Consider the following 12,744-nt stretch of genomic DNA (forward strand, 5'->3'; position numbering starts at 1 on the left):
CTCATTGTGGATTGTGGTAACGGAACTGAACGTCCGAAATGGAAAAGAGACGATCGCGACTCACCGTCACATGCGCTTTTCCGCCCTGCCCCTGCATCCAGTGGGCATATAATCCCTCCAGTATTGCACAGAAGGCATGACACCAGCGGTTTTGCTGATCGGCAATCCGGCTCACCGGCAACCCCTGATGACGCAACGTCAGATCAGTTTCATGCGTGTCTATATCCACACAGCCCCAGCCGAAACGCGCAAGCCGGGCATTAATGTTGGCCTCCAGTTCACCAACGGTTTCCGACGGTGGAAGCGGGAACTGTTCAGCAAGGGCGTGCCCCATTTGTCGCAGGAACGGCTGGCTCTCAGGTTCACCCACATTTCGCACCATACCTTCGACCATTAACGCCAGCAGATCAAACCAGCCTTCTGGCGTTTGCTGTCCACGAAACCAGCCCAGCAGTGCCGGATTATCCATACTCTGTGTCATTATTTATCTCCCAGCATGTAGCGGAAATAAACCCCCGCCGTACTTTCGTTATAACTGCCAAAGGTGTCGTAACCGACTTTGCCGCCAATGGTCATGTCTTTGTTGACGTTGTAGTCCACGCCAGCGCGAACCGTATAGCCAATACCATTTTCAGAGGTACTCTTGTAATGAGCCTCTTTAGTAAAGCCAAGGTTTGCCAGAGTCTCTAACGCCTTCTGGGCTTCCGGGCTGTCCGGGAAGTAGTCACTGCTGTCCTGGCTGTAGGACTGATAACCCACGGAGCCCCCAAGATTCAGCTTCCAGTTATCAAACTTCTGCGAATAATCGACCGGCAAAGAAACGCTGACGTAGTTTTGCGGGCTGAAGTAGCCCCCTTGTCCGAGCGTGAACTGACTGAGGTTCTTCGAGAAGTCCATCCAGCCGATGCTGATCCCCGTCTGAACCTGGCGATAATCGTCATGATATGGACGCACATACACGCCCGCATTCGCATTAATACTGGTATTGCTGGCAACATTCTCACCCAGATAGCTATAACCCCCACCACCCACGTAGAAACCGGCGTCACCATCGTCATAGCTTAGCTGCGCCGTGCCGCCATTTTTGGTCACCCGTCCCCACGTCTCGCCGGAATATTTGTCTTTCATACCCACGTAAGACAGCAAGCTGTCGGTGACCGCGCGGCGCTCACCCGTCAGAATAAGTGACAGATAATCTGTCAGTTTTGGTGACCATTTCACGCCACCCACCAGCGTACTGAGATCCTGGCCCAATGGCGTACTGCCGATATCCAGTTTGTAGTCTTTACCGCTTAACGCCATATTCAGCTCTATACCGTTAGCTTTCTGCGAGTCAGTTGAGTCTGAAATCGAGCTGCCGGAATTGGGCTTATAGGTGCTCTGACTTAACTCAGTCAGACGATTTGACGTAAGCAATTGGTCGAAAAGCGCATAGCCAGGTTCCGTGAATGGCGTAAAGTTTGCCGCATCTTTATACGCACTGAGATCGGTGAATTGAGCGCCATTGACGGTATCATTAAGGGCTGCATTCACAGCGGTACTGACGTTGTTCACTGCATTGGCCAGCGGATTCGTACCATAACGACGCCATGCGTCCCCGCTCGAACTGCCCGCGCTCAGCGTCACCGGCGTAGCCGTAAACTCGAAGCGAGATTCGCCAAACGGCGAGGTGGACCAGGTCAGCGGCGCTTTGACTTCCGTCAGCTTACTGGTTCCCGACTCACCATCACGCCCACGCACTTCTACGCCACCCTGCAACCACATACCGGTTTGCTCGTCCATCTGCTGCATCATGTCATCGACCTGACGCAGCGTACGGCTCTGTGCCGTTTCCTGCGGTAAATCCGTGCGTGTTGTTCCAGGCAGCGTTGAGCCTGGCTCACGTGCTGTCTGAGCCAGTTGCCACGGCAACGCGTTTCCACTGGAGGTTGTCGCTCCCACGGCCTGTGACGTGCGGCTGGTACTGACAAACGGGTTATCTGCAAGCAGCAGGCCGCCCATTGTCGGCGTTGCTGCACTGTTGGTGGACTCCAGGCCCACCAGCTTGCCGCGCGCGCTGCGCAGATACGTCATGGCTTGCTGGTGATTACCTTGCGCCTCTTCCAGACGAGCCAACAACAGCAGACGTTGTGGGGAGTTGTTAGTTTGCAGGCCATTCGCAAGCTGTTTTGCCTTCGCAACATTATCTTCCGCCAGCGCAACATCGATAGCGCCGACGCGCGCATCCTGGTCCGGCGTATCGCGGGTCATCAGGTAGTCATAAACCACCCCGGCTTCTTTATTCATTTTGCCGGTCTGGTAGAGACGTGCCATGGCAAACATCAGGTCGGTATTCTGCGGATCACTTTGTAACGCGCGAATCAACTTGTCATACGCAGCGGCATAGTTGCCCTGCTCTCGCAGTTGATCCGCTTCGTTAATAACGTAACCGTTACGCACGCCTGCCAGCTGCGTTGGCGTACTACGGGACAGAAGTTCCGGGCTGGAGAGGAAGCTCTGGGCTTCACTGTTCAACCCTGCCTGATTAAGGACCGCGACCTGATCGGCATAGTCACCCGCATTCCCTTTCACACCATCGCTCATGTTGCCACGCACAACCGAAACCGCACCGGTGAGATCACCGCTTTGCGCCAGCATTTTTGCCAGTTTTCCGGCATCGGCTGGGCTCTCTGGTGGGCGTGATGATAAGGTTTTCAGAGTGTTTGCGGCGGCAACAGAATTACCCTGAGCCAGATAGCGTTCCGCTGTCGCCATTTGCAGGTTGTAATTTACTCGCTGTGACAGCTCGCGCATTTGTGGCGTCTGGCTGCCAGGTGAAACGCGGGAAAGCAACGTTTGTGCTTGCTGCCACGCATCGTTCTCACTGGCAAACAGTGCGGCAGCATACAATGAGCTCGCCCCTGCGCCAGGGCGCGATGCCGGCTGAATAACTGAAGCCGCTTCGCTATCGGCCCCGGATTTTTGCAGCAACCGCGCCAGGTCGAGACGCAACCAGGGATCATCGGGTAAACGTGCGACACCCTGACGAAGGATGGCGATCGCCTGCGGCGTATTTCCGCTATCTGCCGCCTGCTGGGCCTGACGGCGAATCGGATCGCCAGGCAGGCCACTGACTACTCGCGGTTGAAGCTTCGCCTGGAGGCTGGCTGGCAAAGTACGCAACATGGCCTGCGCTTCCGCAGTCTTATCCTGCTCTTTCAGAACATAATAGAGGTTTTCACGCGCCGCACCGTTCTGCGGCTGCTCGTTCACCATGTCACGCAGGATCTGTTCCGCCTGCGGATAGTCTTTGTTATGACGCAAAACATCGGCACGGAACAGCTTAGCGGCCGTACCGCGCTCGCCCGTTTGTTGTGCCAGAGGCGCAGACAACGCCAGCGCCTGGCTGATATTGCCCTCTTTCAGCGACTGCTGAGCCTGAGCAAGCTGTCCATAAAATGCAGCATCATCGGCCTGGGTCTGGCGCTCGGCAGAAGCCTCCCCACCCTGGCTGGCTGCACGACCAAGATACTGAGCAGCTGCCTGATAATCCCCCTTACGCTGAGCGATATAGCCCATACCAGCCAGCGCATCGGCATCCTGCGGATTCGTTTGCAGCACCTGTTCAAACTGGCGTTTCGCGGCATCGGTATTGCCGCTATTCAGCGCGGTAAACCCTTCTCCCTTCGCGGCGCCACCGACATTTTTACGGTAATAGGCCTGCACTTCGCTATCCTGCGGATGGCGCTGCAGCCAGGTATCGTAAAACTGCTCATCACCCGATTTCGGCCCAAGCCATAACAGCGCCTGCCGTAATCCGGCATCAGCATCTTTACTACCGCTTGCCATTTGCTGAAGCTGGATGATCCCGTCACGGCGTGTCTCTTCACGCCAGGTGAGCATTTTACCCAGCGCGACGCGCGCCGCATTGTCCTGTGGATTCTGTGCCACGAAACGCTGCAACTCGCCTAACGCTCGCGGGTAGAGAGACTTATCGCTCCCCATGGTCTGGTAATACTCTGGCGCGAGGCTCGCAGGCGGGGTATCGCCATTGAACAGTGTTTTCCAGGTATCCAGTGCCGCCGGAATATTCCCGCTACGCGCCTGCTGACGTGCGAGTGTTAAGGTTCCCTGCGGGACTTGCGTCATCTGTTTGGCATTATCGAGCGACTGTAAACCCGCATCATTCGGTGACACTTTTGCCAGGCGCGCACGCCACTGTGCCGCCTCCTGCAGATCACCATTTTGCTGCGCCCACAGTGCCATCAGATACAGCGCCTGAGTATTATTGGCATCGACCATCAGCACTTTTTTGAGTGACTCACTCGCCAGATCATCGTGGGATTTTTCGTGCCAGTAGTTCGCCTGGTCGAACAATGCCTTGAGTGCTGCATCGTTTTGCGCAGCATTCGCGGCAGTGCCAAATGCCAGCACACCGGAAAGGCAAATCACCGATTTAATTGTTATTTTTTTCACTTTTCCGTCTCCGGGTTCAAACGCTTACGCGCACGCTTTTTCAGCCAGGCATAAAGCCCTAAACCGGCCAATGTACTGGTGATAAGACCCAGGATGGCCAACAGCGCCGAGTGCTGGTTGGCATACCAGACAATCATCATTTGCACTGGCATCTCGCCACTCGGGAATTGCGACCCCACACGGAAACTGCGAACACCGTTTTCGTTTGTGATGATTGCAGCATCACCACGGATCCCGGCATTGATGCGTGCGGAAGTTAAGTCGTCATGCAATCTGGAAAGCTGTTCGTCGTTACTGCCAAGCGCCATAACCACGACGCGATCGCTGTTCCAGGCAGAGCGGAAGCTCACAAAACCACGCCAGGCCTCATTCGAGGAGAAGTAACGATCCGCATCTACGCCATCCGATGTCCAGTCACCTGCGACCCAGCGCTGCAGTTTCTGCCAGGTTGAGGGAGTACGGACGCCCAGCGTATTGTCATGAGAGGTAAACGGAGAACCCGTCAACAGTGACTGGTTGAAGTCATGCTGCGCCATACCACTTACGGCCAGCACATCACGTGTTCGCAGTAATTCGAGGTTTGCCCCTGCCGTCGGCACACCCAACACCACACGGTTGTTATACAGTGCTGTGCCTGTTGCATTACCGGAACGCGCGGCCATATCGAGCAGAGTCGCGACCTGGGTTTCCGTTGGCTGTTCTGGCAGCAGCAGAACCGTTTGTGAATAGTCAGCTAAACGCGTGAACGGGAAAGATGCACCCACAAAGTAAGAGAGATTAGGCAACAGCGAAAAGTGACGCGTATGACTCAAATCAATCCATGAATCTTCATCAATACGGCTCTTAATGTTGTTATTTAACAGCACACTACATGGCGCATTCTCTTTTGCCACAATGTTGAAGTACAGCGAGAGCTGGTTATCGCCATAAATCATGTATGGCTCCAGCGGCATATCAAACTTCTCCTGGCGCGCATCCCCGCCCACCTTATGCCACAGCGTCTCCAGTGCACCTTGCTTGTTCACCGGGAGATTGTGCAGGAAGGTGTCGTTCATGGTCATACTCAGCCATGAACGGTTCTCATCAATCCAGTTTTCCGTCGGGAAGCGATAGCCAATATGCAGCGGGATCGTTTCGCCGTCCCACAGGAACAGGTCAGGCGCTGCGCGGAAGGCAACACGCAGTGGCGCATGCCAGAGACCGGTGACTGTTAAACTTTGATCTTTACGGATCAATTCAGAGAGCTTCACAGGACGATCGGTTGGGATCCATCGCGGTGCATCATAGGGTTTGCTCGCCGGGATCGTTTGAGAAGGGATCACCATACTGTCGGTTTGCAGCGCAAAGTTACCCCGCGTTAAACGCCAGGCCGCTGTGCGCAACGCCGCTTCATCGCTACCGACAACCAGCAGAAGCTTGTAAACCGGGTTCGCCGGGTTATCGATGATTTTGAGCATAGGCTGGGTGGTTTGCGGCAATGCCAGTCCACCAATCTTATCGCCTGGATGACCAATCAGGATGCCGTTTTTCTCCGGCAGAGTATCGTTTAACGCGGCAAAAGAGACACCGCGATAGTCCGCCTGAATCCCCAACCAGGAAGAGATTAACGCGGCAGCACCAAGCGCATCACTGCTGAGTTTTGGCCCAAAGGCAAAAGCAATGGTGGCAGGCGTCATCTGCATGCTATCGAAAAAGGGCCGTGGGAAGTGGCTTAAGTCCGCACCGATATCCAGTTGCTGGCCTTCCAGTTCAAAACGGGAATCCGGCAGGAGCGTCACGCTGTATTTATCTGACAGATCGCGCTGACACTGCATGGCGTCGCCGTCGTTAATTTTAAAGCTCAGGCTGTTACTGGAGACGAGCAACGCTGCCGGAATATCCAGCTGGAAGCGAGAAATATCCGTATCCGCTGCACCCAATGGCACTGTGCCTAATGGCTGTCCATTGAGCATCAGTTGCATAGTCGCGTTACGCGTAGCCATCGCCGGAGAGACTTTTAAATTTAACGACAGCCGCGCATTGGTGATCACCTGATCAACAGGCAGGGTAAAGTTCATTCCCCCTTGCAACTGGCCACCGCTCAGGGTAACGCCTTGTGGCTGCCCCATCTGCGCAACGCTTATCGTGTTCACCGTAGAGGGAACAAAACTTGCAGCAGGGGGCGACGATACAGGCCCCGTCGGGGCTGGCATCTCTACCGGCAACAACGACGCAACGGAGGTTTCCTCACTGTGCAACGGCAGTGCGATAAGTGAAGCGGCAAGCAAAGTGAGTTGAGTCAGACGTTTCATGCGTTGCCGTCCTCCTGTGCCTGTACTTTTGCCTGTGCCCGCCGATTTTCCCGCCGCGTTTTCCACGTCAGCCAGAAGAGATCAAATACGCAGCGTACAATCGTCGCCAGAGAACGGAACGGGTTATCCTGCGGTTTCGGTGGCTGGATCCAGGCATCGGCACGCGCCAGTACCACTCGAACCAGTTCACGACGTCGAGAAAGAGGAATGTCTTCAAACATCAGGCGGATAAATTGCTCGTCCGTTGCCACTACCTTCACCGGAATGCTAATCGCACCCGATTGCAGCAGCAGCTCAATCTCTTCGATTTCATCCGTCAGATGACGATCGTCCGGTAACTCAATACGGCATCCCCCCATCGACAGGTCAGCCGTCTGACTACGGGAAGAGATACCGCTCGCATAGTGAATGAGCACCGGAATGGTGACATCAATACGGATCGTTTTACGCGTCTGACGCGTTTCACGAGCCACGGCAATCGCGGCAAGCAGGAAGATCAGGCTATACAAGCCCCAGCCAACGTTGAGCGCAATAACACGGGGATCAACGCCATAATAGTCATGCGCAAACGCGCGAACTATACCGGCAATAACGCCAATGCCCAGCAAGATGGCAATCACCAAATGCGGCCTTACCACACTGAAATCGAAGTAGCCGACATTGAGCAGCCCACCTTTATCCGTCACATTAAACTTACCCCGTTTAGGGAAAATCATCGTAACGGCAGTCGGCAGCACCAGATGGAACGCCAGCACCAGGTCGTAAATTTCACCCCAGAAGCTGTAACGGTAGCGGCCATTCATGCGTGAGTTCAGGTAGATCGCCAGGAAGAGATGCGGCAATGCATAGGCAAACACCAGGCTCGCTGACGAGTGAATAATATTGAGGTTAAACAGCAGATAAGCCAGCGGCGCAGTCAGGAACGCAATGCGCGGCAAAGCAAACTGGTAATAGAGCATGGCGCTCAGATAACACAGTCTCTGCTGGATGGTCAGACCGCGGCCAAACAACGGATTATCGAGACGGAAAATCTGCGTCATTCCGCGCGCCCAGCGCGTACGCTGAATCACATGCAGAACCAGACGTTCGGTAGCAAGGCCTGCTGCCAGAGGGATATCCAGGAAGGCCGATTTCCAGCCGAGACGCTGCATCTTCAGTGCGGTATGCGCATCTTCTGTCACCGTTTCTACCGCGAAGCCACCAATCTCTTCCAGCGCGCTACGGCGGATGACCGCACAGGAACCGCAGAAGAACGTGGCGTTCCAGTTGTCATTACCCTGCTGAATCGGACCGTAGAACAGTGTGCCTTCGTTAGGAATGTTGCGCCCAACAGAGAGGTTGCGCTCAAACGGATCGGGCGAATAGAAATAGTGTGGTGTCTGCACCAGCGCCAGCTTCGGATCTTTCAGGAAACCACCAACCGTTGCCTGCAAGAAAATGCGGGTTGCCACGTGATCACAGTCGAAGACCGTAATTAACTCACCCTGAGTGAGTTTCATCGCATGGTTAAGGTTACCGGCCTTCGCATGAGAGTTGTCATTACGAGTGATGTAACCAACGCCGACATCAGCCGCAAAGACGGCAAACTCGCGGCGCTTCCCATCATCCAGCAGGTAGATCTTCATTTTGTCACGGGGATAATCGATACACTGCGCCGCAAGAACCGTATCACGAACAACATCCAGTGATTCGTTATAGGTTGGGATATAGACATCGACCGTCGGCCATGTCGACATATCATCCGGCAAAGGCACGATTTCACGTTTCAGCGGCCAGATAGTTTGCAGGTAGTTCAGCAATAAAAGTACCCAAACGTAGACTTCCGCCAGAAATAACCCCATCCCCAGGATGGTTTCAATTTCAGAATTAAAATGCAGCGTCTGTGTCAGGCGGAAATACATATAGCGGGTCGACATCAAGAGTGACATCACGACCATAATCACTGAAATACTGCGCCTTTTACTGAATCCCATTAAGAACAGTAAACCGATACTAATAAAACCAAAAATATACTGTTTTTGGCTATCCATCGGCGTAATGATGATCAGCAAGGCGACAGGAACCATTGCCAGTAACAGCAAAATAAAGAGAAACTTTTTCATAGGTTGCCCTGCGTGGAATTAGAACCCCGACCTGCGTGGAAGGGTGTGAACTGTGCCGTCACCCACTTTCACCCCAAGGATGCCCGCGACTTTTTTGGCAATAAGCTCAATGTCGAAAGCGGCAGCTGACGCCGGGCTAAAGTCGAATACAGACTGTTGGGAGGCATTTGCTTCACCAACACTTTCATCGCGGTGAACCACGCCCAGAAGCTTATCGCCAAGCTTATTCTCGACGAAGGCCGTCACATCACGGCTGATTTGTCGGCGGTTATCACTCTGGTTAAGCACAAAGTAGTGCCCTGCTTTTTGATTCAGCACACTTCCCGTCAGGCGTTGGTTTTCAATCTGCGGCAACAGCGAAAGAGAGGCCGTATCTGCCAGTAACGTCACCAGATGGAGATCGGCAAGGCGTGACATTGCTTTCAGCGCAGGTGATGGACCAGGAGGGAAATCAGCAACAATGATCAAACCAGGGTAGTTGAGCAGCGTGCTCAGCCCGCGCGTAAGAAAATGTTCATCGTTTGTGAGGCGTTCTTCAAATGCCAGGCGCTGCGCCTCGGAGGCATCACCGTAGGGCAGGACAAAAATATTGCCCCCGGCGGTCAATACAAACTGGCTCCAGTCGGAAGACTCTGCTGCTTTGGCAACATAGCCACGACTATCCGAAAGAGGGACCCCAAAATGCAGGCGCAATGCGTTTTGCACATCAAAATCCAGTGCCAATACTTTGCTTCCCGAGCGTGCCAGTGCATACGCCAGGTTAGCGGTCATCGTGGTTTTACCTACCCCACCTTTTGGTGAGCAAACGCAAACTAACGGCATGTGGCGATCCTTTCCAGCAGTGAATTCAATGGCTGGTTTTTTTCAGCCGCAGGCGATGGCGTACTGGTCGCCGGTGCAAACAGGCGAGTGAAATCCACAGAGGTTTTCTCTGGTGCAGGCACTGGCTCAGGCACATAGGGACGGGAGGGAGAAGGCGCGGGTGAGGCCGCAACAGGCGTTTGTCGAGATACCTCTGTCAGCTGTTCATCTACCCCCTGCAGAATGGAAGAAACAACCACGGGTTTAAGCTCAACAGCGGCAACCTGCAGCACTGGAGTGAGTTCACTCAGCGCAAATGTATCTTCCGTGACGAGTTCCGGCACAGGAAGCGAAACATGTCCGCCAGCGGCAAGTGAATTGACTTCAGTGGCAGGACTTAGCTGGTTGAGAATGGCCCAGCTTCCCTGATCCTGCGCCTGATTCTGGGAAGAGAAATCCTTAAAATCGAGCGCCTGGCTACGCGTTTTATCCTTAAATCGCTGCAAATCATCATAATGATTCATAGTTATACTCATGATTTACAAAACAATAATGCACCTACCACAACTTGATTTATGTGGTCACGAATGTTCAACAGATGTATTTATTCAGGTGTAGGTGCACAGTCACGTTACGGTTTTAACGTACGTATATTATTGGCGTGTATAAATTACGGTTTTACTACCACGCTGCTTATTTTCAGCAAAAACATAAACATCAGCCATGCACATGCTATCTGTTTTTTAACGCAAAAAATATGGAGGTATTTATAACCAAAAAACAAAGAACAGGAAGATTTAACATTTGATTAAACGTCTTTTGCAAGATGATTGTATTAACATAACCCCGTGACTCAGAGGTTATACCCATTTAGGATGATTCTTACTTTAATAAAATGTTACTCAGAGAAATATTTGGAAATACTTTTTCATCGTTACTTTTTAATAATCTAACTTAACTCTTTATTCTAACTAAAATTATCTCTTGCCTACTATTTTTCAGGAGGGAGGATAAAAATGGTGCAAACAGGTAAAAAAAAGGAGCCATTGGCTCCCTGATGTTATTCAGCACTTCGCAGTGAGATTTCACCACCCACCCATGGCTTGATAACGCCATCCTGCTCCAGTAGCAGCGCGCCTTGTGCGTCAATCCCACGTGAAACACCGTAGATCTCTTTATCGCCGATAAGTAATTTCACAGGCCGATTGATGAAGTTATCGAGTTTCTCCCAACGAGAAAGAAACGGCGTAAGGCCATCCTGTTCAAATAGAGAGAGCGAATTGCGCAGCTCTTTGATCAGGCGAATGGCAAGGGTGTTACGATCGATAGTAATACCGGCTTCGTGGAGATTGGTCCAGGCTTGGTTGACAACATCTGCCTGAACATTACGCATCACCAGGTTTACACCCGCACCAATCACGATCTGTGCAGCATCACCCGTTTTTCCCGTCAGTTCGACTAAAATACCGGCCAGTTTACGATCCTGAAGATAAAGGTCATTAGGCCATTTCACACGAACCTGATCTGCTCCCAGGTCGTGTAACACCTCCGCCATGATGATACCAATGACCAGGCTTAGGCCAATTGCAGCGGCCGGCCCCTGCTCAAGACGCCAGTACATAGAGAGGTAAAGGTTTGCTCCAAACGGCGAGAACCACTTGCGGCCCCGACGGCCACGTCCGGCTTGCTGATATTCCGCCACACAAGCATCGCCAGACTCCAGCTCACCCAGACGATCCAGGAGATATTGGTTGGTCGAGTCGATTACTGGCAATACAGCAACCTTTCCCTCTGTAATTTGGTTGCGAATCACTGCTTCATCCAGCAGCTGAATGGGCTCTGGCAGGCTGTATCCTTTCCCTGGTATCGTGAACACATCCACACCCCAATCGCGAAGAGTCTGGATATGTTTGTTGATGGCTGCGCGGCTCATACCCAGATGTTCACCTAGCTGCTCGCCAGAGTGGAATTCGCCGTCAGAGAGGATGCTAATCAGGGTCAATGGAACAGTATTGTCTTTCACGCAATCGTCTCCACGGCATTCACTTCACCAGAGCGACCAATGAAGCGGACTTCTGGCTCCAGCCAGACGTTAAATTTCTCGCCAACACACTGACGAACATGATGTGCAAGCTGCACGACATCATCACTGGTTGCATCGTGTTGGTTAATCAAAACCAGTGCCTGCTGAAAATGCACTGCAGCCCCTCCCTTCGAGGCGCCCTTCAACTGGCACTGGTCGATAAGCCAACCGGCAGCGAGCTTAATACTCCCATCGGCTTGCGGATAATGAGGGACACCAGGCCAGGCTGCCAGCAACGCTTGTGCATTTTCGCTGCTAATTACAGGGTTTTTAAAGAAACTACCCGCATTTCCACTTACTTTTGGATCAGGCAGTTTAGTCATTCGCATGTGACAAACAGAATCAAAGATCTCCCGGGCAGAGACATTTTGCGGATCAAGACGGGTTAAATCTCCGTAGGTCAGAACTGGCAGCCACTGTTTTGCCAGGCGCAAACCGACCGAGACAATCGCATAGCGATCCTGATACTCATGTTTGAAAATACTGTCGCGATAGCCAAAACGGCACTGCTCTGCCGTCAGGCGTAAGGCCTTACCTGTCGCTAGTTCAATACAATCGACATACTCACAAACATGTTTAAGTTCAATACCATAAGCACCGATATTTTGAATAGGGGAAGAGCCGACGCAGCCAGGTATAAGTGCCAGATTTTCCAGGCCAGGCATGCCTTTTTCGAGCGAGTATTGCACCAGGTTATGCCAGTTTTCACCAGCGCCAACATGCAAATGCCAGCTATCCATGCTCTCTTCGATATCAATGCCCATGATACGGTTGAGGATCACCGTCCCCGCAAAATCATCGAGAAACAGGACATTACTTCCTTCGCCCAGAATCAGGACTGGTTGATGGCTGTCTGCTGCAGTTTTCCAGGCGTCGAGCAATTGTTTGGCATTTTCAGCACGAACAATTTGATTAGCATTTCGTTGAATGCCAAAGGTATTCCAGGGCTTAAGGGAGTGATTCATGAACGCTATCCTGATGCAAAAACCCGGATAGTTTACCGTATATACGT

Annotated in this window: 8 protein-coding genes; all 8 read right to left on the bottom strand. The window is 52.6% G+C overall.

Translation table 11 applies throughout. The features are described 5' to 3' along the window. Position 1: 1 nt before the first annotated feature. Complete coding sequence (gene bcsD, locus HV346_RS21990; RefSeq protein WP_249415157.1) at positions 2–484, bottom strand: cellulose biosynthesis protein BcsD; 483 nt, start codon at positions 482–484, stop codon at positions 2–4. Next, positions 481–4,446: a cellulose biosynthesis protein BcsC gene (locus tag HV346_RS21995; RefSeq protein ID WP_249415158.1), complete on the bottom strand. Its 3,966-nt coding sequence runs from the start codon at positions 4,444–4,446 to the stop codon at positions 481–483. Before HV346_RS21995 ends, bcsD begins: the two co-directional genes overlap by 4 nt. 5 nt (positions 4,447–4,451) lie before the next feature. Then, positions 4,452–6,746, bottom strand: coding sequence for a cellulose biosynthesis cyclic di-GMP-binding regulatory protein BcsB (gene bcsB / locus HV346_RS22000; protein ID WP_181621324.1), 2,295 nt, complete (start codon positions 6,744–6,746; stop codon positions 4,452–4,454). Continuing rightward, complete coding sequence (gene bcsA, locus HV346_RS22005; protein ID WP_181621325.1) at positions 6,743–8,848, bottom strand: UDP-forming cellulose synthase catalytic subunit; 2,106 nt, start codon at positions 8,846–8,848, stop codon at positions 6,743–6,745. The genes bcsB and bcsA overlap by 4 nt, the downstream gene beginning before the upstream one ends. Before the next feature lie 18 nt (positions 8,849–8,866). Then, on the bottom strand, positions 8,867–9,670 hold the full coding sequence (gene bcsQ, locus HV346_RS22010; RefSeq protein WP_181621326.1) for a cellulose biosynthesis protein BcsQ: 804 nt from the start codon (positions 9,668–9,670) through the stop codon (positions 8,867–8,869). Then, complete coding sequence (locus HV346_RS22015; protein ID WP_181621328.1) at positions 9,661–10,173, bottom strand: cellulose biosynthesis protein BcsO; 513 nt, start codon at positions 10,171–10,173, stop codon at positions 9,661–9,663. The genes bcsQ and HV346_RS22015 overlap by 10 nt, the downstream gene beginning before the upstream one ends. 536 nt (positions 10,174–10,709) lie before the next feature. Then, on the bottom strand, positions 10,710–11,672 hold the full coding sequence (gene birA, locus HV346_RS22020; RefSeq protein WP_181621329.1) for a bifunctional biotin--[acetyl-CoA-carboxylase] ligase/biotin operon repressor BirA: 963 nt from the start codon (positions 11,670–11,672) through the stop codon (positions 10,710–10,712). Further along, entirely contained in the window at positions 11,669–12,697 is a 1,029-nt protein-coding gene (gene murB, locus HV346_RS22025) for a UDP-N-acetylmuramate dehydrogenase (RefSeq protein ID WP_181621330.1), read from the bottom strand. The genes birA and murB overlap by 4 nt, the downstream gene beginning before the upstream one ends. Between the last annotated feature and the right edge of the window lie 47 nt (positions 12,698–12,744).

Source organism: Enterobacter sp. RHBSTW-00994 (assembly GCF_013782625.1).
In the GTDB taxonomy this organism is placed as follows: Bacteria; Pseudomonadota; Gammaproteobacteria; order Enterobacterales; family Enterobacteriaceae; genus Enterobacter.